We start from the raw sequence: 26,612 nt of genomic DNA, 5'->3' as shown, positions 1-26,612 counted from the left end.
GCGGGCCGAAGAACTTGACGGCCAGCGCCGCATCCTCCTTCCGCGCAGGGTTGACCTTGCCCGAGCGGCACTTCCCGTCCTCATAGAGATTGCAATCGCGGCAGTCCATGGGGCTAGGCGCCTGCTGCCCGCCGGATGATGGCGAGGGCGATTTCGGAACTTTTGACCAGGGCTGCGATGGGGGTCTGTTCTTGATGCGTGTGGATGTGCTCCATCGGGGTGCCCAACACGACGCTCGGAAGGCCGCGATCAAGGTAGATGCTGCCGTCGCTTCCGCCGCCCGTCGGACGGAAGTTTGGCTCCAACCCGACATCCCGGATAGCCTCCATCGCCAACTTGACTTGAGGCTGGTCGTCGGTCAGCAAATAGCCTGTGTAGTGGCGGTCTTTTTGAACTTCGACCTGTCCGCCCGCTCGAGCCGCTGCCTGCTCAAAGCAATCAATCATATGGCGCGTTTGGGCATCGACCTTTTCGACGCTGCGGCTCCGGGCCTCGGCGCGCACGTTGACTTCTGGACAGACGATGTTGTTGGCCGTACCGCCCTCGATGACGCCAATGTTGGCGGTGGTTTCCTCGTCGATTCGGCCGAGCGTCATTTGGCTGATCGCATCGGCGGCGATCTTTATCGCGCTGATGCCCTTCTCCGGCTGCACTCCGGCATGGGCGGGGCGACCGATCACTTTGAATCGCATAGAATCATGGGTCGGCGCCGAGTTGATCACCGTGCCCACCGGCGATCCAGAGTCGAATACAAATCCGTAGTCGCTATCTACCAAAGCCATGTCGAGATGGCGCGCGCCCAGCAGTCCGACCTCTTCGCAAATGGAAAAGAGCAACTGGATTTGGCCATGCGGCAAGTCGTTCTCCACGACAGCCCGCACGGCCTGGAGAATGGCTGCCATACCCGATTTGTCGTCCGAGCCCAGAATAGATGTGCCGTCCGACTTGATGATCTCGTCCTTGATGACAACCCTTAGATTCGGATTGGGTTCGACCGTATCGAAGTGCGCGCTGAAGAAGATCTTTGGAGCGCCAGAGCGATTGGCGGGCAGCGTTGCGATCACATTGTTCGCGTTGCCGCCGACGGCCTCGCCGGCCCGATCTTCTTTGATATAGAGACCAAGGTTCGATAGGTAGTTCTTGACGAAGTCAACGACCTCGCGCTCTTGCCTTGGCGGCGAGTTGATGCGGCATAGATTGATGAAGAGTTCGACCAACTGCTCACGATCGATCATTGATTTGCGGCCTCCTGGCGCTCGGTAGACGCCCGTATACCACAAGGATACCCTGAGACGCAAGCCATTTGGAAACCTCGGGAACATTGTGAGGTTTATCTGAGTACTAACATGTATCTTTCAGATGCAATAGGAGGTTTCATCATGCATCGCATTCTCGCAGTACTGCTGTTCGTTGTACTCATGATCTCATCTTCCATGGGCCAGGGCGTTGCCCGGATTTTTTTGGATTTGTCCGGCCCCTACGACGAGCCCCCGCCTTTGACCGAACCGACTCCCTATTCGCCGACCAGCCCGAACACCTCTCTCGTAGCGGATGCCGGACAGTACATTCGGGTTACGCTCGGAATCGACCTGGACTTTCGCAACACAGACCGACGGTTGACGATCGGCAACTTCTTTATGGACTTTGCCGATAGCCTGCCTGACGACAGCAACGAGCAATATCTGGAGATTCACCGATACGGCATCGACCCTCGTATGAACGCCCGTGTTCATCCGGACTTCGACTACTCAAACTTGCGCATCATGACGGCGGCTGCAGGCACGCTCTATGCGAACAGCTTGCGTCCATGGGACAGTTCGTTCGATCTTGCAACCGGACACGGCGCCGGTTTCAAGATCGGGTTCGCCGGCGGGATGCAACACGTGCCGCCTACGTTCGTCGGCCACTTTCTCTTACGGGTCAGAGAAGACACTCCGTATGGAACGGAGGTCGTGATTTCGACGACTCGATTGTCGCCAGTCGGACAAGAAGGCGTTACGCTTCGAACCTGTCTGTTGAACACCAATTGGGTTACCTATCCGCACGATCAGGGCACGGTCGAGGTTGCTGGCGCCTATTTAACGCCCGAGCCGGCATCGATGATTGCGCTGATGCTGGGGTTAGGGCTGTTAGGGCGAAGGAGAGAACGGTGAAGTAGACAAATCGAAGGGCGGGCGCAATGCCCGCCCTTCGATACATTACGGTCGGCGAGGATTGCCCATAAACTGTTCGAACATCCTCATGCCTTGTTCCATCATCATGCGTCGTTCGCTTTCGGGCATCTTTTCCCACATGTCCATGCCCATGCGCATGCCCTCCATCATCATTTGACCGCGCAGCTCCGGATTCATGTTCATCCACATGTTCATGCCCTCTCGCATGGCTTTCTGGCGCTCTTCGGGCGTCATTTGCCCTAGCATGTCGAGCATGTTCTGTTGCATGGAAAGGTATCGATCCACGCCTTCCGACCCCATCGAGGCCGCCAATGCGGAAACCGCGCGCGGATTGACCACAACGTAGATCGGTTCGCCTCGGTAGGCCGGCTCCATTTTCTCCAGGCCTTTTTCAAACTCGGAATCGACCGGCCAGTCTTTGATGAACGAGTTCACACGGCTATTGGCGGTGTCCAATACCATCAATCCGCTCGCCTCGATGCTCAAAAGGTTGCGGACGGCAGCGAGAATCTTCGCCTTGTCCGGTTGGGCGCCCAGTTCTTTTCGGACGAAGACTTTTCGCCAGGTCATTCCGACTACTTGGCGGGTTACTTCGTTTAGAGCGCCTTCTAAATCTTCGGCTTCGACCTTCGGATTGACTCGACCCGTTACGGTCGCGTCGAACCAGACTGGAACTTCGTGCTTCTTTTCAAGCTGTGCCAACACATCGCGAACGTCGGTGCGTCCGTCGTTCTGATTCCCCCGGGCACCGCCCTGCTGGGCATGGGAGCAGATCACGGCCAAACATGCCAAAATTGTCCATACGGCGTTTCTTGTCATCGAAATCCTCCTATCGCGCAGGAACACGCGGGCGCGCATTGAACGTAGTATACCAATATCGGACGATGTTTCGTACAATCGACAGGAACGGCTCGGCGCTTGCCGAACTGTGTTATACTAATCGGCATCTTGGCACCAGGGTGCGCCGGAGAGTGAAGAATGGCCATGCTGCGAAAATCAATGGGGGAGTACCTGGTCGAAAAGGGGTATATCACCCGAGAGCAGCTTGATGAAGCGATAAAGATACAGCAGAGCACGAATCAAGACCTTGGGCAGGTTATAGTCGCCAACAACTTCGCCTCGGAGACGCACGTGTACGAGGCCAAGGCTGCGGAACTGAACGTTCCCTACATCGATCTGGATCGCGTGCAGGTCGATCCCTCTGCCGCCAATATTGTCAAGGAGAACATCGCCCGCCATCACAACATCGTGCCCGTGCGCAAGGAAGGCGATCGTCTATGGGTAGCGATGGCCGACCCGCGAGACGTTTTGGCCATTGACGAAGTGCGCCTTGCCTCGCGATGCCAAGTGATACCGGCTATGGCGTCTCCCGGCGCGATCGAGGACGCAATTCGCAAGACCTACGGCGCCGGCAGCGGGGACAGCGGCGATTCGAGCGGGCCTCCCGCGGCCAACGTTGCTCGCGGCATGGACATGATGAGCGCCCTGAAAGGCGACATTGCGGCCTACAGCGCGCGCGGCGATACCGACGTCGATGACGACGATGCCGTTCGACAATCGGAAGAAGGCCCGATCATTCGGGTGGCCAACACCATCATCCAGAACGCGATCAACGAGCGAGCCAGCGATATTCACGTCGAGCCCTCGTATCGCAACGTTCGCGTTCGCTACCGAATCGACGGCGTTTTGCACGAAGTGCTCACCTTGCCCAAGTACGTCCAGCCGCCGCTCATCTCGCGCCTCAAGATCATGGCCGAGATGAACATCGCAGAAAAGCGAATCCCGCAGGACGGACGCATACCGATTCGGTATCAGAACAAAGACTTCGATTTGCGCGTATCCTCGATCCCAACGCCTGCGGGCGAGAAGATCGTTATGCGTATTCTGGATAAGACGAGCGTCCTGCTCGGGTTGAACAAGCTCGGCTTTACGCCCGACACGCAAGCCCGATTGGAAGAACTGGTCATCCAGCCAAACGGAATGTGCCTATCGACCGGACCGACGGGAAGCGGCAAGACCACCACCCAGTACAGCGTTTTGAACAAGTTGAACTCGGTCGAAAAGAACATCCTTACGATCGAGGACCCGATCGAGTATCAGCTTCCAGGCGTCTCGCAGGTCCAGGTGAACAGAAAGGCCGGATTGACCTTTGCCAACGCGCTCCGCGCCTTCTTGCGGCAAGACCCCGATATTATCATGGTCGGCGAGATGCGCGACCTGGAGACGGCCGAGATCGCGATCGAAGCATCGCTGACGGGACACTTAGTCTTGTCCACGCTTCACACCAACGATGCGCCGTCAGCCACCCTTCGTATGGTGGACATGGGCGTCGAGCCATACCTGATCGCAGCGACCGTCATTGGAATCATGGCGCAGAGGCTAGCCCGAAAGATCTGCTCGAACTGCCGAGAGCCGTATCAGGCGCAAGGCGCGGAACTTAGACGCTTTGGATTCAATCCAAAGGAACAGGGCGACACGGTTACACTGTGGCGCGGAGCGGGTTGCGACCAGTGCCGCTTTACGGGATTCCGAGGCCGAATTGGGATTTACGAACTGATGGTCGTCAACAACGAGATTGCCGAACTGATCGTTCGGCGCGCGCCTTTGGCCGACATCAAGGAAGCCTCAAAGGCGAACGGGATGAAAGAGCTGAGAGAAGACGGATTGGTCAAAGTGCTCGAAGGGGTTACGACGCCCGAAGAAGTGATGCGGGTCGTCTTTACCGCCGGGTTCTACTAAATTGCACAAGGAGGAGACGCCCATGGGACTGCCCGGCGCTCAACAGACGACAACCGAGGAGGCGCAACAGCAAGCCGGACAGGCGCGCCGCCTTGAAGAGATCCATATCGACGAACTGCTTTACATCGTAACCGAAAAGGGCGCGTCCGACCTGCACCTAGTGCCGTTCGAAGCGCCGATCATTCGAGTGGACGGGCAGTTGATACGCTTGAACTACGAGAAGGCTTCTGCGCCCGAAACGCAGCGTCTGGTTTACGACATTTTAACGGACGAGCAGATTCAGCGGTTCGAATCGACGATGGAACTGGACATGTCGTATGCTCTCGGCAAGGTCTCTCGTTTCCGCGTCAACGTCTATCGAGACAAGGGCGCGGTCGCATCCGCGTTTCGATTGATTCCGCAACGGATCCCCACCATTCGAGAACTTCACTTGCCAGGCATTTTGGAAGATTTGACCCGAAAGCCTCGAGGCCTGATCCTGGTTACCGGGCCGACCGGTTCCGGCAAATCGACTTCGCTTGCCGCCATGATCAACCAGATCAATACGGAGCGTTCGGTGCACATTATTACGATCGAGGACCCGATCGAGTACCTGCACACCCACAAGTTCAGTATTATCAACCAGCGCGAACTGGGCCAAGACACCAAGTCGTTCGCAAACGCACTCCGCTCTTCCCTTCGAGAGGATCCGGACGTCATCCTCGTAGGCGAAATGCGAGACCTTGAGACCATACAATTGGCGATCACAGCCGCGGAAACGGGCCACTTAGTCATGGCCACTCTGCACACCAACAACGCCGCCGAATCGATCGACCGAATGGTGGACGTTTTCCCGCCCGGCCAACAGGAACAGATTCGAATCCAACTGGCCAACAACTTGCAGGCCATTATCAGCCAGCAGCTGTTGCCCAGAGCCGGACAGCCCGGACGAGTGCCCGCCATCGAGGTGATGACCGCCACTCCCGCCGTCAGAAACCTGATTCGCGAGAACAAAACGCACCAGATTCACACCATGATCCAGACCAGCGCGAACGTTGGAATGCAGACGATGGACATGTGCCTGCGCGATCTTTACATGCGCGGCACCGTTACCTACGAAGAAGTCATGGCCCGCGCCATCAATACGGACGAGTTGAAGAAGATGCTCGCGCCGTCTTCCACCGGCACGACCGCTCCCGGCTCTAGCCGACCAGGCGGACTATAGAGCGAGAACGCTCAGAGAGGATAAGCAATGGCGACCTTTGCGTACACCATTCGAGACGAAAGCGGCGCGACCCGTAGCGGACGCGCCGAAGCGGAAAACGGCGAAGTACTCAAGAAGCGGTTACAGGAAGAGGGTTTTGTCGTCCTTGAAATGACGCAGGAGAAGGGCGGCCAGCGCGTGCCCTCTGGCGGCTATGGGAAGGTCAAACTCTCTAACCTTTCGATCTTCTCGCGGCAATTCTCCACAATGCTCGACGCAGGCGTTTCGCTGGTGCGCTGCTTGGACGTGCTGCAACAGCAAACGAGCGATTCTCGCTTGCGCAAGATCTTGATGGATCTGTCGGCGCGCGTCGAATCGGGCGAGAGCCTGTCGCGATCGATGGCTCGACACCCGAAGGCGTTCTCTCCGCTGATCATCGGTCTGATCCGAGCGGGGGAGGTCGGCGGCGTGTTAGAAGAATCGCTTCAGCGCATCGCGCACTTCTTAGAGAAGGACGTAGAACTGCGGCGCAAGATCAAGTCGGCATTGACCTACCCAACTTTGGTTTTGATCGCGGCTATCGGCATCGTTACGTTCCTGGTAACGTGGCTGGTGCCGCAGTTTGCCGACCTGTTCAAGGAGCTGGGCGTCAAGGACATGCCGTTCATGACCCAGTTCTTGATCGACCTTTCGGCTTTCGTCGCCAATCGTTGGTACGTGCTGATCATCTCGTTGCTGGTGCTGCTAGTCGCTTACCGGCTTTTTGTCAGCACTCGCGTAGGCAGGCGCACTGTCGACCGTATGAAACTGAAAATGCCCGTTTTCGGCCCTTTGCACCACAAGATCGTCATGGCGCGATTCAGCCGAACCATGGGCACGCTGTTAGTCTCGGGCGTACCGATCCTACAAGCGTTAGAAACGGTCGCGGGCGTCGTGGGCAACTCGATCATTGCCGAAGCAGTGATGGAATCCCGCGCGCGAATTCGCGAAGGAGAGCGCATCGCCGATCCGTTGGCCAAAAGCCGGCAGTTTCCGCCTATGGTCGTACATATGGTCAGCGTCGGCGAGGAATCGGGTTCGCTCGACCACATGCTGACCAAGATTGCCGACTTTTACGAGGGCGAGGTGGAGGCGCAATTGGCCAGTTTGACGGCAGCCATCGAACCGTTGATGATCGTACTTTTGGGCTTCGTGGTCGGTTTCATCGTTATTGCGATGTTCCTGCCAATGATCAGCGTTATCAGCAACCTGAGCCAAGCCCAATAATCGGCATATGCTGCCGCCCTGGAGCGTTGTCTTCGGCATCGCCTTCGGGGCGGCAATAGGCAGTTTTCTCAATGTACTGATTTATCGCTTGCCGGCCGGGCTCTCCATCGTCCATCCGCCGTCGCACTGCCCTAACTGCAAAACGCGACTGACCGCGCTCGATCTCTTCCCGATTCTGAGTTATCTCGTTCAGCAAGGCCGTTGTCGGCACTGCAGGGCCTCGATCCCCGTTCGATACTTGTTGGTAGAGATCGTCAATGCGGCTATCTGGGCATGGTTTTGGCATCTGCATTTGGTGCAAGGAGAATCTTGGGTTGCGTTTTTGGGACTGTCGGCGTTTTGCTCATGCCTGCTCGCGCTTTCGATGATCGATCTGCGCTGGTTCATTATTCCGGACGAGTTGAACGCGGCTGCGCTGATCATAGGGTTGCTTGTCGCCGGATTTGCAAGCAGGTTGGCCACGCCTTGGGATTGGGCCGAACCGGGGCGCCTAAGTTTATCAAATGCGCTGATCGGGGCGACAGTCGGCGCCGGCATCTTTGTATTCATCAGCCTCTTGGGGAGGATCGCGTTTCGCAAGGACGCGATGGGACACGGCGACATCAAGCTAGCCAGGGCGATCGGCGCCTGTTTGATGGCGCCGGCGGCGGTCGTCTCCTTTGGTTTGGCCGTCATGCTCGGATTGGTCTTTGGGGTTGTTGGGATGATCTATGCGCGCTTGCATCCGGCTATAGATACGAGCGAAGAACTTGAATCCTACGTTCCCGAATCGATCGCTTCCCTCTTCTTCTTTTCGATCCTCTACCTGCTGTGGCTCGATGTGCTCTATCTGTTTCTCCCGGGAGCCATCAAGAGACGCATCGACGAATGGCTGGAGCGGACGTTTGGCTCAACACAGTCGGAAGAACTGGACGACGAACCGCCGCAAGTTGGCGCCATTCCATTCGGCCCCAGCATGGCTTTGGGCGCGATCCTGACGCTGATCTTTGCCAACCCCTTAGCCTCGCTGGTTCGGGCTTATCTGGATAACATCACGGGCGGGCCATGATCGCCATCAGTGTGTTCTGGTTCGGCGTCAGCTTTTTTTGGGCGGGCATGTTGACGCTGGTCTTGCAGGAGCGCGTTGCCGAGTTCATACCCAAAGAATCTCATGGCGCCTATTTGGGCGTGCTGGCGGCTGGCGGCGCGCTGTTTTCCACCGTTGTCGAACTGATCGCAGGGCCTTACAGCGATCGTTGCCAGTCTCGGTGGGGCCGACGCCGGCCGTTCATTTTTCATGGGGTGATATGGTGCATCCCGTTCATCGTTCTCTTTACTTACAGCGGCTCGTTCTGGCAGCTGATGGTCTGTTTTGCGGCCATTCAGTTCTTTCTAAACTGGGCGAACGGGCCCTATCAAGCGGTCATCCCCGATGTCGTGCCGCCTCATCGGCATGGGCTTGCGTCGAGCTATATGGGGGCGATGACGCTATTGGGAACGGGCTTAGGGCTTGCGCTGGTCGGCGCGCTCCTTGACAAGGAGCCGATGCTGCTATCCCATTGGTCTGCAGATGCGCGCATGAGGCTTGTGGGATGGGTTTATGGGGGCGTGCTGCTATCCACGATGCTCTGGACGCATTGTGGGCTGCGGGAGAAGCCCTGGAGTCCGAAAAATCCTGCGGATGCCAAGGTGAAACTGCGCCATGTGTTCGATATCCGTCTGAAAGACGCGCCCAACTTTCGGCTACTGACCCTCTCGCGGTTCTTCTTCAACGCGGGGTTCTATACAGCGGTCTACTTCATCACCTTCTACCTGCGCGATTCAATCGGGCTTGGCGACGGCTATCTTAAGTCTGCGTTCATTTTATTCGAGATTGTAACCTTCGCAGGCGTGATCGGCACCTTTATGGTCGCGCGCAACGCGGACCGCCACAGCAAGAAGAGTATTATCTTCATGTGCAGCGGTCTTCTCTGCGCAGCGGCGATAGCATTTCTGCTGGTCAGCGATTTTCGCGCGGTGATGCTGTTGGGCGTTCTTTTCGGAATCGCGTGGGGAGCCTTTGCCGCGGTCGATTGGGCGTTGGCCGCAAACTTAGTGCCCAAGGCAGACGAAGCCGGTCGATACATGGCGATCTGGCACATTTCGATGACTTTGCCACAAGTGGTAGCGCCAATGATCGCCGGCCCAGTCGCCGACGCCCTCAATCGATATTCTCCCGGCTTGGGATGGCGGGCGGTCTTTGCTTTCATTCCGATCTATGTATTGGCCGGCGCTGCGCTGCTTCGCAAACTCGACGAGGCGCCCGTACAGCAGGTAGAATCGGAATCTATGCGCGTTCAGCCGCAATAGGAGGGCAAGGATGGTCATCGGCGTACCCAAGGAAGTGAAGAAGGACGAACATCGCGTGGCGATGACCCCGGCGGGCGTTCATCGGCTCACGCAGGACGGCCATAAAGTCATCGTTGAGCAAAGCGCGGGCGTCGGGACCGGATTGTCCGATGACGAGTATGCGGCTGCGGGCGCAACCTTGGCGGACGTGAGCCAAGTTTGGGCGCAAAGCGATCTGATCGTCAAGGTCAAAGAGCCGCTGTCAGAAGAGTTTCCGCGAATTCGTCCCGGCCAAGCGCTCTTCACGTTTTTTCACTTTGCAGCCAGCGCCGACTTGACCCGAGCGATGGTCGAATCGGGCGCAATTTGCATCGCCTATGAGACTATCCCCGATGCGAACGAGAAACTGCCGATATTGACGCCGATGAGCGAGATTGCCGGCCGTATGAGCGTTCAGGCTGGAGCGGCCTGTCTGGAAAAGCACCACAAGGGCCAAGGCGTGCTGCTGTCGGGAGTGCCGGGAGTGCCGCCCGCATCGGTCGTTATCATTGGCGGGGGCGTCGTCGGCACAAACGCAGCCAAGATCGCCGCTGGATTTGGCGCAAGGGTTACGATCTTGGACCTCGACTTAGAACGAATGCGCTATCTGGACGACGTGATGCCGGCCAATGTCAAGACGCTCTATTCCAATCCGACCAACTTGCGAGATGCCGTGCGGCAGGCCGATCTGACCATTGGAGCGATCTACCTGACCGGCGAGCGGACGCCTAAACTGATCGACCGCGCCTTGCTGAAAGAGATGAAAGACGGCTCGGCCTTGGTGGACGTTTGCGTCGATCAGGGCGGCGTTGCCGAGACGACGCGACCGACCACCCACAGCGACCCGACCTATGTGGAAGAAGGCGTCGTGCATTACGCGGTGGCCAATATGCCGGGCGCGGTCGCACGAACCTCCACCTATGCTTTGACTAACGTAACCCTAGGATTCGTCAGGCAGATCGCAAAGCACGGGGCGCGCGAAGCTTTGCGCAATGATCCATTCCTGTTGCAAGGTCTCAACGTGATCGAAGGCAAAGTAACCCTTCAGCCGATTGCCGAACTGTTCGGCTATCCGTACATTTCAGCCGGGCAGGCGCTTTGAGATGCGAATTGCCTTTATCGATCACCATCTGAACAATTACCACGCCAACACCTTCCTCAAACTGCTTCGCGAGGAGGGCGCCGAAGTTGCAGCCTGTTGGGAAAGCCACCCAGATGGCGATGATTGGGCAGCTAAGAACAGCGTGTCGCGCGCCGATTCGATCGAAGACGCAGTCAATGCGGCCGATGCGACCATGCTCTTGGCCCCTGACAATATCGAGCGCCATCTTGATCTTTGCCGCGTGGTTTTGCCGTTTGGTAAGCCGACCTTCATCGACAAGATGCTGGCATTTGAGACGCGAGAAGCCGAGGAGATCGTCGCATTGGCCGCAGAACATAAGACTCCGATCATGAGCGGATCGGCCTTGCGCTGCGCGGTAGAGTTTGAGGCATTTGAAGGCCGCGAGCAGCCCGAAGAAGCCTTTGGCCGGGGGATGGGCAAGTTGTTCGGGTATGGCATTCATACCCTTTCTATGGTGCAGCGCTTGATGGGCGTCGGGGTTCGCCGCGTCATCGACACGGGCACGGAGAATTGTCGATTGATCGCGCTGGATTATGGCGATCGTCGCGCATTTGTCGAATTGAGAACGGCGGACAATCTGTGGGACTCTCTTTCTTGGCAAATGGGCGCCAAATATAGCGGCGAATACGTAACAGAGGTTGTCAAGGATTTTGCCGGGTTCTATCGAAATCAAGCATTGAGCATGTTAGACTTCTTCGAGACGGGACGCTCGCCCTGGCCGATCGAAGAGTCGCTCGAAGCGGTGAAGATACACCAAGCGGCCGAACAATCGCGACGCGAAGGCGGCGCTTGGGTAGGATTAAAGTAATGGAAAACACGATCCAGATGTCCGCTCCCGAAGCCACGATGACCTTGGCACCCGCCAACTGCCCTATCTGCGGCCAGGTCAATCCGCCTGCAGAGGTTTATTGCATAGAGTGCGGCTTGCTGTTAGTCGGCGGCGCGCCGGAAACAGAGCAAGAGCCTCAAGCCGTGCCCAAATTGGTGGACGGCCTGGGGCAGACGCACCTATTGAAGGCCGGAGTCAACATCGTTGGCCGAGACTCTGCGTCGGACATTTTGATCAACGATCCGGCGGTCAGTCGCAAACACGCACAGATAACGATAGCGGACGATACGGCGACCATCGAGGATTTGGGCAGTGCGAACGGCACCAAAGTGGACGATGTCGCTGTCGAGCCAGAACAACCAGTCGGGCTGGCCAACGGCGCATCGATCAAGTTTGGCAGCATACTGATGACGCTCGAGCTACCAGAAGGCTTTGTCGCGCCGGAGCCTCCGCCCGAAGCGCCCGCCATTGCCTACATGGTGAGCGGCGATCAGCGATACGCTCTTAAATCGGGCGTCAATGGCGTTGGCCGAAAGCCCGGCAACGACATCGCGATCAACGATCCCTACGTATCCAGCCAACACGCAACGATCGAGTTGGTGGGCGACCTTGTAAAGATCACCGACCTCGGCAGCGCAAACGGCGTTTACATCAACGAGGGTCGGATCACACCGAACGTCGCGACCGAATGGCCTGAGGACGCGATTGCGAAAATCGGGCAGTCCGAATATCGGTTAGAGTGGGCAGAGGCCGTCGAAGAAGAACCGGGCGAGGACGATGCGTAACATCTTCGCGGTCGCTCTCTTTGTGGTACTAGTGCTGGCAGTCGGCGTCATTACTTGGTTGCGCTTAAATCCAACGCCGCCGCCCGAACCACCCAAACCGCCGAACGAAGTGCACGTCTTTGTACCAAGGACCGAAGACGGCGAGACGGTCTATGACAAGAAAGCGCTCAATTTGGAGGGTGCGGAGAACGCCTATCAAGCGACGTTCGAACATCTGTTGCAAGAAAGTCAAGAAGCGCCCCGCACGGCGAAGCTGTTGGGCGCAGAGGTGAAGGAGAAAACCCTCGTTCTGAACTTTAACGCCGCGATGACGACGGATTTTGAGCAAGGCTCGACGGGCGAGGCCGCCTTGATCAACGCCATCGTGCGCACGGCTGGCTCCTTCCCCGAGATCGACAAGGTGCAGATTCTGATAGAAGGCAAAGAGGCTGAGACTTTGGGCGGGCATATCGATATTACTCAGGCTTTGCCAGTGGAGAGGGAGAAATAGATGCTTTTGGAAGGCAAGCGCGGGGTCATCTTTGGATTGGCCAACCATCGTAGTTTGGCGTTCTCTATAGCACGGGCCTGCCAAGCCCAAGGCGCGCGACTGGCGGTGGCCTATCAGAACGAACGGCTGAAGGATCACATGGAGAAGTTGTTGCCCGAACTTCCGGGCGCTTTGGCTTTGCAGTGCGACCTCAATCACGATGAGGAGATTATCGGCGTGGCCAAGCGGTTGGAAGAAGAGTGGGGACAGGTCGATTTCGTAGCGCATTGCGTGGCCTACGCGGTGCGGGATGATTTGATGGGTCGGTTTGTCGAGACCTCTCGCGAGGGGTTCAAAATTGCTCTTGAGACGAGCGCCTATACCTTGGTGGCGGCTTGTCGAGCATTGGACCCCATACTGAGCGATTCGGCCTCCATTCTGACGCTTAGTTATCTGGGCGGCGAGCGCGTGGCGCCCAACTACAACGTGATGGGCGTAGCCAAGGCGGCATTGGAGGCCTCGGTCCGATACTTGGCATGGGATTTTGGCCCTCGAGGCATTCGGGTCAATGCGCTTTCGCCCGGCCCGGTACAGACTTTGGCAGCCCGCGGCGTGCGGGACTTCAACTCGATGCTGGAACATGTACGAAGCAAATCGGCGATGAAACGGGATACCGATCCAGAGGAAGTGGCGAGCGCCGCAGTGTTCCTCTTCAGCGATCTGGGGCGAGGAATAACGGGCGAAACGATCTACGTGGACGCGGGCTACAGCATCATGGCGCTTTGAGCGAGCGTTCGTAGAGAATCGTCCAGACCATCAGGGCTGCTAGACGGCTGGTTTGATCGGCAACGTCTAACGGCGGCGAGACTTCGAAGATTCCGAATGAACGGGCATAGTTTGCGCTCAGACGTGCAATATCGAGCGCTTGCTGGGGCGTTAGACCTATGGGCGAAGGTGCGCTGCAACCGGCCATCCCGGCCACGCAATCGATATCGAAGCTGACGCCAATCGCCGACGTTCGTTCGGCCAACTGCCCAAAAATGTTCTGCAGATGGCCGACCGGATCGTCTCGAACATGTTCCCACGGATAAACTTCAACGCCCTTCTCGGCCGCATAATCGAGATAGCCCGAAGCATTGGAGTGCGCCTGAATGCCAAACTCGATCAAGTTGCCCGGTTCAAGGCCTCGGTCGATGAGCCTTCGGAAGGCCGTGCCGCTATTGATGCCCTGGTCGTATTCTCGAAGGTCTAAATGAGCGTCGATATTGACCACGCCGACCGGCCCGCCCGTGCGGTCCATCAGAGCGCTCAGATCGCAGTGCGCAAGATCGTGCCCGCCGCCCAAAGCGATAACAGCGGCCCCGGCGCTGAGCGCGGTTCTGCACATCTCGGCGCCGGCTTCGTGCATGGCCTCGATGCTGTCGCCCGGATCAACGTCGCCTAGATCGATCCATTTCAATTTCTCGATCGCGCCCTTAGGGCCAGGGGTCGTCTTGTATAGATAGCGTCGAATGGCTTCTGGCGCTTGGCGGGCGCCCGGTCGACCGTTGTTGGCTACAATGCCCCTGTCATCGGGCAGACCAATAATCGCGATATCCGCGGCATCCAGCGGCGCTTGGGGCAGATCGCCCAAACGGCGATCCAGGGTCATACCATCTCACCGATCGCCTGCTCCACCCGCTCGACCACGTCTTCGATCTGCAGGACTTTCTCGATCATCGGCGCTAGGGGCGCGTCCGATTCTAAAAACGGCACGGCTTCGCGGACGGCTTCGAGAGCAGTCCCCGTGCCTTTTGCTGCTTTCAAGCCGGTCTCCCGCTTGCGAAACTCGAGCCCTTGAGCGGCGCAGAGCAGTTCGATGGCGACGACGGTTTGGGCGTTCTTAAGGACATCCGTCGCCTTGAGCGCGGCGGTCATCGCCATCGAGACGTGATCCTCTTGGTTGGCGCCGGTCGGGATCGAATCGACCGAGGCAGGGTGGCATAAGGTCTTGTTCTCCGACACCAACGCGGCGGCGGTGTACTGGGCAATCATAAATCCAGAGTTCAGACCCGGCTCGGCCACCAAAAAGGCCGGCAGCCCGCGCGACATGGAGGCGTCCAAGATTCGGGCGGCGCGCCGCTCGCTGATCGAGGCGATCTCGGCCAGCCCCATTGCGGCATAATCGAGCGCGAAGCCGACCGCTTGACCGTGAAAATGCCCCGCGCTGACGGCTTCTCCATCGACTAGCAACGGGTTATCGGTAACGCTCTCAAGCTCTCGCAGGAGCGTTTCGCCCAAGTGCAAGTGCGTCTGTCGAGCGGCGCCCAGTACATGGGGCGCGCATCGCATAGAGTAGGCGTCTTGAACCTCGGCGCACCCGGCGTGCGAAGCGACGATAGCGCTTCCAGCCAGCAGCCGATCAAGGTTGGCCGACGACGCTAACTGCCCCGGATGGGGCTTGAGGCGGGCCACCGAGCCAAAGGGCTTAGCCGAACCTAACATCGCCTCGATGCTCATGGCGGCGGCGATTTCGGCAGTCTTGATCAGCCGCTCCATGTCGGTCCACAGCAAGCAGGCGATGCCCGTGTGCGCGTGGGTGCCATTGATCAGCGACAGACCGCACTTAGGGGTGAGTTCGATTGGCGACAAACCCGCCGCCGAGAGCGCTTCCCTACCCGGCATCCGCCTGCCTTGATAGACCGCTTCGCCTTCGCCGATGAGCACGAGCGCGGCATGGGCGAGCGGGGCGAGGTCGCCGCTGGCGCCCAACGATCCGCGGCTGGGAACGACGGGCACGATATCGTTGTTGAGCAGATCGACCACTGCCTGTGCAAGGCTGGCCGGAACGCCCGATGCGCCTTTAGAGAGCGAAAGCGCTAAGAGCGCCATCATTGCGCGGGTTTGGTCTTCTTTTAGCGGCGGGCCGACGCCGCAAGCATGGGAACGTATAAGGTTGGTCTGCAGTTGGGAGGCTTTTTCGAGGCTGATACGTTCGGACTTGAGGGGACCAAAGCCAGTACTGACGCCGTAAATGGTCTCTCCGGTGTTGAAGAGCGCCTGCAGCCGGCGATGCGCATCGTCCATCCGGCTGAGGTCGTCAGGGGTTAATTCAAGCTTATCTTGACGGCGAGCGACGCGGACGACTTTGCGGATCGAATCGTGCTCGCTGCCCACGGGTTGATTATAGCGCAATCCCAAACTCATGCTTGATGAGCGGCTTGACGTAGCAATCTTCGTGCGCAGCAGGATAATCGGGCACGAAGGAGCAGAGACCCAATGGATGCACGGGGCACTCGGCGTGCGGGCAGCCGTGCTTCGTCGGTTTACCCTTCGCCCGCGCCAGCAGGCCGTTCGCAGCGCCCATGATCATCGAGAAATCTGCCATGCTCTTGGCAAAGAAGTCGGGCTTTTCCTTAAACCCCTGAGTCGGCGATACCCAGTAGCCGCCGTCCGAAAAATGAATGACCGGAGGATGAAAGCCGAGCAACAACCGTTGACGAAAGAACGGATTGCCCGGGAAAACAAACTCCTCCAAGAACATTACCTCCAGGTCGTATTCGCTCTTGTCCGGCCACTTGTGCTTGGCCAGCGACATCATCATTTGGACGCTGTCTTCCAAGATCGGATGGCCGGTCAGCGGAAAGTCCTCCGGCACCAGGCCCGCATACTGCATCTTCCATTTGACATATCTCTTGTGCGCGGTCTTGTAGCACGACATCGGCCCATAAGGCACGGGGTAAAATCGCCCCCACTTTGCCGCGTTGCCCCATGCGATCAGCCAGGCCTCTTGAAAATTCATGCCCACAGGCACTTCAAAGGGATCGTCCGCATAGATCTTCAACGATGTGTCGAAACAGCGAACGGGTTCCTCAGAGCAAAGCGCGAGATAAGCGAAAATGGGAAAAATGATAAAGGCAACGTTGCCCACCGTGTCGTAAGCGTGCGCGTAAGCTTCGCTGTAAGTGGGCGAATCTTCCTTGATCAAGCTCGATACGATTCCATCAAACGTGAATCCGGCGCAAATCGTAACGTCCCAGTAGCGAGCGAGGCCCTCGAACAGGTGGGACGTCGAGAGCGGCGGATCCGGCGCCTTCGCATAGAAGTCTGATAGAAGTTGGAAGGGTTTGTACCCCTCGAACGTCCAATCTGCGCCGATTTGGGTCAGGTCTTCGCCTTTGCGGCTGGCAAAGCGCAAGGCGTTCATCGACTTAAGGCAATCAAAGGCAAGGTATATGCCCTGGAAGGTCGATATGCTGTGCCAAAAGTGGACGCTCTCGTGCAGGATGTGGCGCATCTCTGGATAGAACGACGGGTTGTCCCACATCTCGGTTGGATCGATCTCTGGCTTGGGATGCTCTACAAAGATCGTCCAGCTAAGCGGATCGATCCGCGACGGCAGCGCCATTAGTCACATCCGCTTTCGAGTATCTTGGCAATGTCCTCGCCGTTCATGTTGGCGCGCACGCTCAGTTTCTTGCCATTTGGGCATTCCAGAGTAACGGTGCCGTTGGGTCGCTGGCTCAGCCAGTTCTTAACCCCGTCGGCCAGACTCTTGACCGCGCCAGGCACCTTGGTCAGTTCCTTCCAGGCGCTCAGCAAGAATCCGCCAACGCCGTCGGCAAAGCCAAAGGCGCCTTCTGGAGGGGCGTCGGCCGAGACTAAAGGCCCTGCCGGCGCCTGAATGCCAGAGTTGTTGAGCGCAGAGAGAATTTCTTGCTGCAGGGCATCCGCCTCGTCCGGGCTGATGTTCATCTTGTAAGCATATTGATCCGCCATGTTCATCGCTCCTTTTACCGGTAGTTTTGACAGGCGATTTCCGGTTCCTGCCCGTTTAGTCTGCAGACCGATCGATCTGCTCGGCCCGCGCTGCCCACTCCTTCTTACCGAAAACCCAAAAGAGCGCCGGAGTAACCATTTGGTCTAAGAGGGTGCTAGACACCAATCCGCCCAGAATCGTTATTGCAATAGGATGTAGAAGCTCCTTGCCCGGTTCTCCGTGGGAAAGCGCGAGGGGCAACAATCCGAGCGAAGCGGCCAGCGCGGTCATCAGCACAGGCACGAGACGCTCCTGAGTGCCGCGCAGAATCGTCTCTTTGGAGAAAGGCGCGCCCTCTTCCTGCATTAGGTACGAATAGTGCGACAGCATCATGATGCCGTTTCGCGTGGCAATTCCGAACAGAGTAATAAAGCCCACCATCGACGCAACCGATAGCATGCCGTCGGTCAGATAGACAGAGACGACGCCGCCAATCAATGCTAAGGGCAGATTGACCATGACTTGAAGCGCCATTCTCCAAGACTTGAGCGCAACGAGAAGCGCCAAGAAAATCCCTACGATGGTAAACGCGCCAAGAACCAATATGCGGCGCATGGCGCTTTCTTGGCTTTGAAACTGGCCGCCATACTCCACATAGTAGCCGCGCGGCCAAGACGATTGGATTTCTCTCACTTTGCCTCTAAGTTCGCCGACGATGCCGCCCAAGTCTCGGCCTTCCACGTTGGCTTGAATGACGATGCGACGAGAGACGTTCTCGCGATTGATCGTGTTGGGGCCAGTGTTGCGGCTCACCTTGGCGATCTCGCCCAGAGGTATCGGTCGGCCAGTCGGAGCGCTGATAAGAATCGACCTGATTTGATCCAAGTCGCCCCGGGCTTCAGGCGTAAACCAGACGACCATGTCGAACGTCTGCTGCCCCAGCAAGACCTGCGACGCCTTCTGTCCGGCGAACCCGATTTCGAGGCTCTCGGCCAAGTCGTACGGAGAGATTCCGTACCGTGCCGCCGCTGGCCGGTCGATTTCTATGCTGGCTTGGGGCACCTCGACTTGAGGTTCTATCTGCAAGTCGACAATGCCTTCAACGCCCTGCATCACTCCGTTCACTTGGTTCGCTATGCCCCGGAGGATATCGAGATCCGGGCCAAATATCTTGATTGCGAGCGCTGCGCGGACGCCCGACGACAAGTGGTCCAATCGATGTGAAATGGGTTGGCCGAAGGAGGTGTACACCCCCGGAATGCCGCCTATCTTGGATCTTAACTCTTCGATGGCGAGCGCCGAACCACGCGGAGAATCGGCTAAACCGACGTCCAGTTCGGAGTGATTGACGCCCTCCGCATGCTCGTCCATCTCTGCGCGCCCAGTCCGGCGACCGATGTAGGTAACTTCCGGCACGGTCAAAGCAGCACGTTCGATAATCGTGCCTATGCGGTTGCTCTCCTCCAGACTCGAGCCGGGCGGCAGAATGACGCTTATGGAGAGCGATCCCTCATTGAACTTTGGAAGAAACTCACGGCCCAAGTTGACGACCGCGAGAATCGCCAAGCCAGTCAACATTGCAACAACCGCCATCACCAGCCAGGGCCTGCCCATTGCGCCGAGCACTAAAGGAGCGTTCAGTCGTTTGAGCAGTCGGACCAGCCTGGTTTCTCGCGCCTCGGCCGCTGAACTTTGTTTCTGGGCGATCGCGCAAAGCGCCGGGGTGAGCGTTAGAGAGACGAGCAACGAGGCAGCCATAGAGCAGGTGAACGCGATCGCCAAAGGCGCGAACACGCGGCCTTCGATGCCTTCGAGCGACAAGAGGGGCACAAACACCAAGACCACGATCAGCGTGGCGTAAACGATGCTGTTGCGCACTTCGGCGCTGGCGCGAAAGATCACGTCTAGAATTGGTTTTGGCGAGTTCGAGACCGAATTCTGCCTCAGCCTGCGAAAGACGTTCTCGACGTCCACTATGCTGTCGTCGACCACAAGGCCGATCGCGATTGCCAGCCCTCCCAGCGTCATCGTGTTGATCGCTATGCCCATTCGGGCCAGTAGCAACAGGGTCAGCACGAACGACATTGGGATCGAAACGATCGAGATCAGAGTCGCCCGAACGTTCATCAGAAACGCCAGGATGACGATCAGCACGATGACGGTGGCCTCAAGAAGCGCCTTGGACACGTTCTCGATCGAGAGCGAGATGAACCGCTCTTGTCGAAAGAGGTCGCGATTGACCTGAATGTCGTCGGGGAGCGATGCCTCTATCTCGCGCAATGCGACGTCGACCTCTCGCGTAAGTTTCAGGGTGTTCGCTTCGGGCTGCTTTTGTACAGAGAGGATAACGGCCGGATCGCCGTTGACGCTCGCGTCTCCGCGCTGCAATCCCTTGTCAAACTTCACCTCTGCGACCTGACCGATCGTGATCGGGACGCCATTAACGGCTTTGATCACCGTTTGCTCGATGTCCTTGATGTTGTTGATTCGGCCCTTGATGCGGATGATCTCTTCTCGTTGAGCCTCCAACAGGAATCCGCCTCCCGCGCTCACGTTGCTTTTGGAGGCCGCATCGGTCAGTTCGGTCAGCGTGATGCCATGCTGCTTTAGGCGCGATGGATTCGTGAGTATTTGAAACTGTCTTGTTCCGCCACCGATCGCGACGACTTGAGACACGCCGGGCACGCCCAACAATCGAGGTCTGACGACAAAATCCGCAAGCGCCCGCACCTCTGTCGGCGCAGTGTCGCCGCTCTTGCTCGACAGAGCGATCAGCATAATTTCGCCCATGATCGAGCTGATCGGGGCCAGCGAGGCAATCGACCCTACCGGAAGGCGCGCCTGCACCAACTGGAGTTTCTCGCTGACGATCTGCCGCGCTCGGTAGATCTCCATGTCCCAATCGAACTCTACAAAAACGATGCTAAATCCCGCGCTCGAAGAGGAGCGCACTCGATGCACTCCAGTTGCGCCGTTCATCATCGCCTCAATTGGAAAGGAAACAAGCGTCTCGGTCTCTTCTGGCGCCAACCCGTGCGCTTCGGTCATGATGGTAACGACGGGTCTGTTCAGATCCGGCAGCACGTCCACATTCATTTGGGGCACTGTGTAGATGCCGTACAAGATTGTTAGCGCCGCGAATGCGATGATGATAACCCTGTGCTTAAGACTCTCTTGAATAACGCGATTAAGCACGCAAGTTACCTCCCCGCAAGCGCTAGCAGTTGATACGAGCCGGCCGTGGCAACCGTCTGACCTGGTTTCAGGCCTTCGACGACCGTTCGACTGTCTCGCCGCACAAGGGTGCGGACGATCGTCTTTCGAAAGCTCCGATCGCCCTCCTTGACAAAGACGTAGTCGATACCGCCTTGTCGCTGTACCGCGGAGGCTGGCACCGTTACCGCCGACGTATCGTTGTCTCCAATCGTTACTCGTACGAACATGTGCTGTTTGAGAATCTCGCCGGGATTGTCGATCACAATCCTGACCGGCGTCGTGCGAGCCTCCGGATTCACTTCCTTGTGTATGAATGAGACTCGACCTTTGAAAAGCAGGTCGGGGTGGGCGTCGGCGACAATCTCGACCGGTTGGCCAACCCGGACCTTCGGAATGTCCTTTTCGTACAGGTCGGCGAGTACCCACACAACGTCCGCATTCAGAAGCTCGAACAGAGGCTGCCCGACCGAGACCGTCTCGCCAACGCTGACCGTACGCCTCTCGACTTCGCCCGAGATGGGAGCCGAAACGACGACTTGGCTTCCTTGATTGGGCGCGCCGCCCAACTGGGCTATCCTGACCTGTGCAAGCCTGAGCGCACTTTGCGCCTTTTCCAGTCGGGCGCGGTGTTGGCTTTGCTCGCTCTGTAACGAACGGACGCGCGATCGAGCGATGATTACGGCGCCTTCGGCCGCTTCGAGTTCTTTGGATGTGCGGATTCCACCTCTCGCAATGCCTTCTTCTCTTTGAAGCGCAGCCTTTGAAATCGACTCGTTCTGGACGGCTTCTTCAACTTTGGAAGCGGTCTCCGCAAGGTTTGCTTCAGTGGCCTCTAAGTCGTTTCGAGAAACTACGCCCGACTGAAAGCCGCGCCGCTGGCGTTCGAGCAAGCTGGCTAATGTGCTCTGTTGGGCTTTGAGCGCCTTGTGCTGTGCGACGGCCATAGCATGTTCCTTGCGCGCCCTCTCCAAAGAGGGCGCGTCAAACTCGCCTAACTCGGCCAGTTTGCGCTGCCTTTCCCAGGTTTGCTCGGCGATCTGAAGCTCCGCTAAGGCTTGTGCAAGCGCCGCTTTGCCAACCTCAATGCCTGACTGCGCATCGGTTATCTGGACATTCGCGCTCCGGTACTCTGCTTGGGCATCGGCTAGCTCGGCGCTTTCGATAATCGCAAGGGGCTGGCCCTTGCGAATTTCAGTGCCAGGGATCGCTCTCAGAGCAACGATCTTGCCTGAAGCAATCGCGTTGACGGTTACAATGCCGTCCGGGCTGGCGCTGATCTGTCCGGTGGCTTGCAAAGAGCTTGCGGCGGCGCTCTGTGTTGCCTGCGCGGTCTCAAGACCAATCTTGCTTGCTTCCGCCTCGGTCAAGTAGACGACGCTTGGATCCGGCTCGATCGTCTCGTTCTCAATCGATAGCACGAATGTGATGCCATCGACGGTCTTCGACGCATCTAATTTCAAATCGCCAGAAGCGTAGGCCAGAATCTTCGGGGCGCCCGCTTGCTGGGCGCCGGCATCGGCAAGAATGTGGCGCCCATCCGGACCATGAGCATGACCCTCCCCTTCTTCTCCTGCAGTCGCCGACCTTAGAGTCAAAGCCCCCATCGATAGGTACAGAGCGAGCAGAACCGCGCCGGTTTGGCGAGCGTTTCGCGCTCCAAAGCGATAGGCTGCGTAAAGCCCGGATAAAAAGACGAGCGCTCCGATTCCAACCATGACGGGCGAGATCGCGGGTTTGGCGGCAGTCGAGGCGGCCGTTTCCGATTCGGCCCTCGCAAATATCGGAAACTCCACATTGAGCTTTCGCCCATCCGGCATCGCCACGGCCTGAGAAAGCACATAATCGCCCTCTTCTTGATAGGTCATGTGAGAACCGTAAACGCCGTTCTCTGGCTCGTAGACGTTCCTTTCTCGATGAACGACTTCCTCAGGCTTTCCCGCACGATAGATCGTAGAGTCGATGACGACGTTTAGAACAGGCTTGCCGTCCTCGGTTAGCACCTTCATGTCGTGGTGGCTGAGGACGTAGCCGCTCCGGCCTTGCCGCTCGTCAACGGTAACAATGTGCCGACCGTCCGGGCCGTGCGCGTGGCCGGGACCTTCGCCTCCGGCCATCGCGGCCTTTGTGGCCAGCGTCAGAAAGATCAAAAGATGATTGAGTTTCATCGACTTGCCTCCGCGCCGGGGAGTCTGCCCAATGCTGCGAGCAACTCGACCTCGGCTTTGTAAACGGCCAACCTGGCCTGTGATTCTTCTGCGTTCAAACGCCCTAGGGATTGCTGGGCTTCCAAAACCTCTGCAAGCGCGACTAGTCCGGCTTCGTAGCCCGCGCGCAACGATTCCAAGATGGCCGTTGCCATCGGAATCAGTTCTTCTCTGTATGCTTTGTGTCCGCTGCGCGCTGCATCCAACTGGAATCGAGCTTGGCCGAGTGCGAGCGCCGACCTTCTTTGAGCCTCTGCAAGCATCGCCCTTGAGCGGGCTAAACTCGCTTCGGCCGCTCTCAACGCATTTGAGCTTTGTCCAAGATCCACAATCGGCGTTGTCAGCAACACTTGGAAGCCGATGTTGTTCCTCGTCGTCGGGTTTCTGTCTAAGCTCCAGAAGTCGGCAACAATGCCTGCGGTAACAGAGGGTAGGCGAGAGGCCCTGCTCAAGCCAATCTTGGCCTCAGCGATGGTAATTTCCGCCAAGGCAGCCTTGACGCTCGGAGATGAAGGAGCGACTGCGCCACCCTCGTCGCTGGAGGCGATCCAGCCCTCAAACGAGACTTCTTCCTCCGGCTTGGCGCCAATCAAAGAGAGCGCCGCCATTCTGGCTTGGTGCAAGGTCGCCTTTGTGGCATTCAACGCTTGACCGGCGCGCAACGCATCTAACTCGGCTCTTCTAACTTGAACGAGGGTGGCCGCGCCAATCTCGTGCCGTTTGCGCACGGTCTCAGCGATGGCTATGGCCGTTGCTAAACCTTCTTCTGAGGCTGCGACCATTGATTGGGCGGTCAAGACCTCGGCATAGACGGACAGCGCCTCTCGCGCCGCTTCAAGCCGAACGCCGACGCCCAATGCCTCTGACAACGACCTCTCCGCCGCCTCTACCCTAGCGGCGATTCGATTCTTGCCGAACAGATCGATGGTCGAGGCTAGCGCTAGGTTGCCATTGGTCGCGCCAACGCCTGGCGCAAGCTCAATGGTCGGATTAGCCGGAGCGCGGGCGGACTTTAGCTGGGCAAGAGCCCTCGCAGCGTCTGCGTCCGCCGCTTGGACGAGAGGGTGCGCGGCCAAGGTCCGGAGCACAAACTCCTCAGCCGTAATCGCCCTCTGTCCGAACGAGCCGAGCCCGCACACGAGCAGAAATGCCCCGATCGCGACCCGATAAATGATCATGATTGCCTCCTGAGTTCTAAAATTGACTAAGGTCAGACAGGGCGTCGCCGCCCTGCAAACAACTTAAGCCAATGAATCAGGAGGGGCTCGGAGGCCGACCGGTCCTACAACTGCGGCCCGCCGTTTGGCGACCGGGCCTAAAGGTTGACAAACGGTCTCAGATTCGTCGCTTAGTCGAATCTCTTGTGCCGAAGGCATCGAAGCTGGAGCAATCCAAAACCGTTTCCAGACTATGGCGATCGATGAAACTAAGTCGCCATGATCCGCCAATAGCGGATCGCACGTAAATTGAACGCGCGAATGATGCCGATAGTGGCTAAGGCCTTGATGACAGTCATGGGCGGCGTCGCAATGGGCATGCCCGCTTCCGCCGACTCCGTGATGATGATGGGGCACAAAACTGTGGACAAGAGGCGACAAGAGACAGCAACACAGCAAAATCGACCAAACCGAGCCTCTGACGCCTCTAGTCATCGTTTCTTATTTTGGCCGATCGACCACTTTACCGCCTTCGAATCGGACTTCCCGGTCTTCGTAGACCCAAATGTCGATCTCGGCGCCGCCCGGTCCGTGCTCATGCTTGGCCTCTTTGGGAGCGCCTCGTAGTTTCTTCACTTCGGCCATATCCATACCGGCTTTGACTTCAGTGGCTTCAGTGGCCGTTGCGGGCGTAGAGGAATCGGTCGAGCCGGTCGCTTCTGTAGACGCAGGCGCTGTAGTCGTCGTCCGCGCCGAATCGTCCGTTGTCGCAGTCGTTTCGGTCGAGTCTTTTTGGCATCCTGAGAGCAACAGTACAACAAGGAGCGTTATCGACCCATTTCGCTTCATGGCCGAATGTTATACCAGATGCCTGCCATCGCAACAACTGCGGCTTTTGCTCGGTCGCTTAGCGGACGACGCCTCGGCAGCGAGTTTCTGGGCCGAACCTATGATATAATCATCATCAATGCCGAGAGAGCCTATGCGTGCCAGTAGGCACAAGGTTGACAGGAGGAATGCGCAATGTTAAAGATAGTTAGCAGAAGGTTGGCACGGTGGTCGTTGGTAGCGTTGATCATCGTAAGTGCGGGATCGGCCATTGCACAGCCGTCGCCAATTCCCGTCAAGAACGTAGCGATTTATGCCGATTCCGGCGTCGTCATGGCGCCCGCCGATGGAGACCCGAATATCGCTGTGCCGATCTATTCGACATGGGTCTGGGTTCCGCACTCCGAGTGGCTCCGTCTGATGTTCGACGTTGTCGTACTTTCGGGCGATCCCTACCAAGGCACTGGGTCTTACATTAAGATGACCTCTATATTCGACGGCGCGCATCAGACCATGGATGTGCGACATTTGGCCGACTGGAGCTACTCGTCTGCCGTTTTCAATGGTGAAAAGGTCTTGGTTGAATTGTTTGCTTATCCGGGCACCGGCGGCAATCGGCTATCGATGACGAACGTAATGGCCAGCGATGGTCCTGCGGCAGAATTGCAATCGATTTGCGGCAACAGAGACGACCGTGTTCGATCGTTCGACCCGCGTCAAGGCCGCCTGTGGCCGATTGGATGCACTGCATGGCTGATCGACCGGGGAGACTGCACGAATCGCTTCCTGACTGCCGGCCACTGCATCTCCACCTCAACGACCAATGCTATCGTACAGTTCAATGTGCCGCTGTCCACATCCGACGGCACGGCGGTCGCCCCGCCTCCGCAAGATCAATTCCCGGTGCTCAACTCTTCCATACAAACCAGCGGCAGCGGCGGCACTGGCAACGATTATGCCCAATTCTTCACTGGCGCAAACTCGATCACTGGTAAGCACGCACGGGCCCACATGGGCGGAACGGCGTACCGACTGGCTGGCGCGGCCCCTACCGGCTCTGGACAAACGATCCGCATAACCGGCTATGGCACGACAAGCCCAAACACCCCCAGCGGCGGCGGATTGCCTCGCGAACTCAGCCTGGTGCAGAAAACCCACACCGGCCCATACAGCGGGCTGTCAGGCACCCGAATCCAATACGCCGTCGACACCACCGGCGGCAACTCTGGGTCTCCCGTTGTAACCGAGGCGGACGGCCTAGCCATAGGTGTCCACACCCATGGCGGATGCACGACGACGGGCGGCTCCAACTCGGGCACGGCTGTCCAACATTCGGGGTTGCAGAGCTACCTTGCAAATCCAAGAGGCATCTGCTCGCCTATTGGCGACGTAAGCGGCAACGGATGCGTGGACGACACCGACTTGGCCCTAATTCTGGCAGCGTTTGGCACCAGCGGCGCCCTAATGCGGGAAGACCTAAATAGCGATGGCACGATCGACGACGTTGATCTGGCCATTGTGCTGGAGAACTATGGGGTGGGGTGCTAGCTAAGGT

The 26,612-nt window shown here is 57.9% G+C and carries 23 protein-coding genes; 12 read left to right on the top strand and 11 right to left on the bottom strand.

What is annotated here, in order from left to right; all coding sequences use genetic code 11:
* Window positions 1–113 precede the first annotated feature (113 nt).
* Complete coding sequence (locus HUU60_05080) at window positions 114–1,235, bottom strand: M20/M25/M40 family metallo-hydrolase (protein ID NUL82084.1); 1,122 nt, start codon at window positions 1,233–1,235, stop codon at window positions 114–116.
* A 144-nt stretch (window positions 1,236–1,379) separates the two neighbouring features.
* Here HUU60_05080 and HUU60_05075 point away from each other — a divergent pair, with 144 nt between their 5' ends.
* The gene (locus HUU60_05075; protein NUL82083.1) at window positions 1,380–2,153 is read left to right on the top strand and encodes a PEP-CTERM sorting domain-containing protein; all 774 of its coding nucleotides are present in this window, start codon (window positions 1,380–1,382) and stop codon (window positions 2,151–2,153) included.
* A 45-nt stretch (window positions 2,154–2,198) separates the two neighbouring features.
* On the opposite strand, the gene HUU60_05070 is transcribed toward HUU60_05075, so the two are convergent.
* Window positions 2,199–2,993, bottom strand: coding sequence for a hypothetical protein (locus HUU60_05070; GenBank protein ID NUL82082.1), 795 nt, complete (start codon window positions 2,991–2,993; stop codon window positions 2,199–2,201).
* 159 nt (window positions 2,994–3,152) lie between these two features.
* On the opposite strand from HUU60_05070, the gene tadA reads away from it, so the two are divergent.
* Genes tadA through HUU60_05020 form a run of 10 tightly spaced genes read left to right on the top strand, consistent with a single transcriptional unit; the run spans window position 3,153 to window position 13,700 of the window.
* Entirely contained in the window at window positions 3,153–4,913 is a 1,761-nt protein-coding gene (gene tadA, locus HUU60_05065) for a Flp pilus assembly complex ATPase component TadA (GenBank protein ID NUL82081.1), read from the top strand.
* Between the two features lie 22 nt (window positions 4,914–4,935).
* Window positions 4,936–6,117 (top strand): type IV pilus twitching motility protein PilT, encoded by a 1,182-nt coding sequence (locus HUU60_05060; protein ID NUL82080.1) that lies wholly within the window; start codon window positions 4,936–4,938, stop codon window positions 6,115–6,117.
* A 27-nt stretch (window positions 6,118–6,144) separates the two neighbouring features.
* Window positions 6,145–7,362 (top strand): type II secretion system F family protein, encoded by a 1,218-nt coding sequence (locus HUU60_05055; GenBank protein NUL82079.1) that lies wholly within the window; start codon window positions 6,145–6,147, stop codon window positions 7,360–7,362.
* Between the two features lie 7 nt (window positions 7,363–7,369).
* Window positions 7,370–8,410 (top strand): prepilin peptidase, encoded by a 1,041-nt coding sequence (locus HUU60_05050; protein NUL82078.1) that lies wholly within the window; start codon window positions 7,370–7,372, stop codon window positions 8,408–8,410.
* The gene (locus tag HUU60_05045; GenBank protein NUL82077.1) at window positions 8,407–9,690 is read left to right on the top strand and encodes an MFS transporter; all 1,284 of its coding nucleotides are present in this window, start codon (window positions 8,407–8,409) and stop codon (window positions 9,688–9,690) included. The genes HUU60_05050 and HUU60_05045 overlap by 4 nt, the downstream gene beginning before the upstream one ends.
* A 10-nt stretch (window positions 9,691–9,700) precedes the next feature.
* Window positions 9,701–10,810, top strand: a complete 1,110-nt coding sequence (ald, locus tag HUU60_05040) for an alanine dehydrogenase (GenBank protein ID NUL82076.1) — start codon at window positions 9,701–9,703, stop codon at window positions 10,808–10,810.
* A gap of 1 nt (window position 10,811) precedes the next feature.
* Window positions 10,812–11,639, top strand: a complete 828-nt coding sequence (locus HUU60_05035; protein ID NUL82075.1) for a hypothetical protein — start codon at window positions 10,812–10,814, stop codon at window positions 11,637–11,639.
* Window positions 11,639–12,445: an FHA domain-containing protein gene (locus tag HUU60_05030; GenBank protein NUL82074.1), complete on the top strand. Its 807-nt coding sequence runs from the start codon at window positions 11,639–11,641 to the stop codon at window positions 12,443–12,445. Before HUU60_05035 ends, HUU60_05030 begins: the two co-directional genes overlap by 1 nt.
* On the top strand, window positions 12,438–12,935 hold the full coding sequence (locus HUU60_05025) for a GerMN domain-containing protein (GenBank protein ID NUL82073.1): 498 nt from the start codon (window positions 12,438–12,440) through the stop codon (window positions 12,933–12,935). Before HUU60_05030 ends, HUU60_05025 begins: the two co-directional genes overlap by 8 nt.
* Window positions 12,936–13,700 (top strand): enoyl-ACP reductase, encoded by a 765-nt coding sequence (locus tag HUU60_05020; protein NUL82072.1) that lies wholly within the window; start codon window positions 12,936–12,938, stop codon window positions 13,698–13,700. It begins immediately after the preceding gene.
* On the opposite strand, the gene HUU60_05015 is transcribed toward HUU60_05020, so the two are convergent.
* From HUU60_05015 to HUU60_04975, 9 genes are all read right to left on the bottom strand, one after another.
* The gene (locus HUU60_05015; GenBank protein ID NUL82071.1) at window positions 13,687–14,565 is read right to left on the bottom strand and encodes a formimidoylglutamase; all 879 of its coding nucleotides are present in this window, start codon (window positions 14,563–14,565) and stop codon (window positions 13,687–13,689) included. The genes HUU60_05020 and HUU60_05015 overlap by 14 nt on opposite strands.
* Window positions 14,562–16,100, bottom strand: a complete 1,539-nt coding sequence (gene hutH, locus HUU60_05010) for a histidine ammonia-lyase (protein ID NUL82070.1) — start codon at window positions 16,098–16,100, stop codon at window positions 14,562–14,564. The genes HUU60_05015 and hutH overlap by 4 nt, the downstream gene beginning before the upstream one ends.
* Complete coding sequence (locus HUU60_05005; protein ID NUL82069.1) at window positions 16,078–17,301, bottom strand: hypothetical protein; 1,224 nt, start codon at window positions 17,299–17,301, stop codon at window positions 16,078–16,080. The genes hutH and HUU60_05005 overlap by 23 nt, the downstream gene beginning before the upstream one ends.
* The gene (locus tag HUU60_05000; GenBank protein NUL82068.1) at window positions 17,301–17,672 is read right to left on the bottom strand and encodes a hypothetical protein; all 372 of its coding nucleotides are present in this window, start codon (window positions 17,670–17,672) and stop codon (window positions 17,301–17,303) included. Before HUU60_05000 ends, HUU60_05005 begins: the two co-directional genes overlap by 1 nt.
* 55 nt (window positions 17,673–17,727) lie before the next feature.
* Window positions 17,728–20,847 carry an efflux RND transporter permease subunit gene (locus HUU60_04995; GenBank protein ID NUL82067.1) on the bottom strand — a complete coding sequence of 1,040 codons (3,120 nt, stop codon included), beginning with the start codon at window positions 20,845–20,847 and terminating at the stop codon, window positions 17,728–17,730.
* Window positions 20,848–20,852: 5 nt separating this feature from the next.
* Entirely contained in the window at window positions 20,853–23,033 is a 2,181-nt protein-coding gene (locus HUU60_04990) for an efflux RND transporter periplasmic adaptor subunit (protein ID NUL82066.1), read from the bottom strand.
* A complete protein-coding gene (locus HUU60_04985) occupies window positions 23,030–24,250 on the bottom strand; it encodes a TolC family protein (protein ID NUL82065.1) in 1,221 nt (406 codons plus the stop codon). The genes HUU60_04990 and HUU60_04985 overlap by 4 nt, the downstream gene beginning before the upstream one ends.
* 248 nt (window positions 24,251–24,498) lie before the next feature.
* Complete coding sequence (locus tag HUU60_04980; GenBank protein ID NUL82064.1) at window positions 24,499–24,660, bottom strand: hypothetical protein; 162 nt, start codon at window positions 24,658–24,660, stop codon at window positions 24,499–24,501.
* A 70-nt stretch (window positions 24,661–24,730) separates the two neighbouring features.
* Entirely contained in the window at window positions 24,731–25,078 is a 348-nt protein-coding gene (locus HUU60_04975) for a hypothetical protein (GenBank protein NUL82063.1), read from the bottom strand.
* A 174-nt stretch (window positions 25,079–25,252) separates the two neighbouring features.
* Between HUU60_04975 and HUU60_04970 the strand changes: the two genes are divergently transcribed.
* Window positions 25,253–26,605, top strand: coding sequence for a hypothetical protein (locus tag HUU60_04970; GenBank protein ID NUL82062.1), 1,353 nt, complete (start codon window positions 25,253–25,255; stop codon window positions 26,603–26,605).
* Window positions 26,606–26,612 lie beyond the last annotated feature (7 nt).

Source organism: Armatimonadota bacterium (assembly GCA_013359125.1).
Lineage (GTDB): Bacteria > Armatimonadota > Fimbriimonadia > Fimbriimonadales > GBS-DC > JABWCR01.
The sequence above is the reverse complement of the archived record's forward strand: the minus strand, read 5'-3'. Positions and strand labels throughout refer to the sequence as shown.

Bases quoted from the DNA above. Each gene is read 5' to 3' on its own strand.
- HUU60_05080 (NUL82084.1), bottom strand. From the start codon at position 1,235: ATGATCGATCGTGAGCAGTTGGTCGAACTCTTCATCAATCTATGCCGC.
- HUU60_05075 (NUL82083.1), top strand. From the start codon at position 1,380: ATGCATCGCATTCTCGCAGTACTGCTGTTCGTTGTACTCATGATCTCA.
- HUU60_05070 (NUL82082.1), bottom strand. From the start codon at position 2,993: ATGACAAGAAACGCCGTATGGACAATTTTGGCATGTTTGGCCGTGATC.
- tadA (NUL82081.1), top strand. From the start codon at position 3,153: ATGGCCATGCTGCGAAAATCAATGGGGGAGTACCTGGTCGAAAAGGGG.
- HUU60_05060 (NUL82080.1), top strand. From the start codon at position 4,936: ATGGGACTGCCCGGCGCTCAACAGACGACAACCGAGGAGGCGCAACAG.
- HUU60_05055 (NUL82079.1), top strand. From the start codon at position 6,145: ATGGCGACCTTTGCGTACACCATTCGAGACGAAAGCGGCGCGACCCGT.
- HUU60_05050 (NUL82078.1), top strand. From the start codon at position 7,370: ATGCTGCCGCCCTGGAGCGTTGTCTTCGGCATCGCCTTCGGGGCGGCA.
- HUU60_05045 (NUL82077.1), top strand. From the start codon at position 8,407: ATGATCGCCATCAGTGTGTTCTGGTTCGGCGTCAGCTTTTTTTGGGCG.
- ald (NUL82076.1), top strand. From the start codon at position 9,701: ATGGTCATCGGCGTACCCAAGGAAGTGAAGAAGGACGAACATCGCGTG.
- HUU60_05035 (NUL82075.1), top strand. From the start codon at position 10,812: ATGCGAATTGCCTTTATCGATCACCATCTGAACAATTACCACGCCAAC.
- HUU60_05030 (NUL82074.1), top strand. From the start codon at position 11,639: ATGGAAAACACGATCCAGATGTCCGCTCCCGAAGCCACGATGACCTTG.
- HUU60_05025 (NUL82073.1), top strand. From the start codon at position 12,438: ATGCGTAACATCTTCGCGGTCGCTCTCTTTGTGGTACTAGTGCTGGCA.
- HUU60_05020 (NUL82072.1), top strand. From the start codon at position 12,936: ATGCTTTTGGAAGGCAAGCGCGGGGTCATCTTTGGATTGGCCAACCAT.
- HUU60_05015 (NUL82071.1), bottom strand. From the start codon at position 14,565: ATGACCCTGGATCGCCGTTTGGGCGATCTGCCCCAAGCGCCGCTGGAT.
- hutH (NUL82070.1), bottom strand. From the start codon at position 16,100: ATGAGTTTGGGATTGCGCTATAATCAACCCGTGGGCAGCGAGCACGAT.
- HUU60_05005 (NUL82069.1), bottom strand. From the start codon at position 17,301: ATGGCGCTGCCGTCGCGGATCGATCCGCTTAGCTGGACGATCTTTGTA.
- HUU60_05000 (NUL82068.1), bottom strand. From the start codon at position 17,672: ATGGCGGATCAATATGCTTACAAGATGAACATCAGCCCGGACGAGGCG.
- HUU60_04990 (NUL82066.1), bottom strand. From the start codon at position 23,033: ATGAAACTCAATCATCTTTTGATCTTTCTGACGCTGGCCACAAAGGCC.
- HUU60_04985 (NUL82065.1), bottom strand. From the start codon at position 24,250: ATGATCATTTATCGGGTCGCGATCGGGGCATTTCTGCTCGTGTGCGGG.
- HUU60_04975 (NUL82063.1), bottom strand. From the start codon at position 25,078: ATGAAGCGAAATGGGTCGATAACGCTCCTTGTTGTACTGTTGCTCTCA.
- HUU60_04970 (NUL82062.1), top strand. From the start codon at position 25,253: ATGTTAAAGATAGTTAGCAGAAGGTTGGCACGGTGGTCGTTGGTAGCG.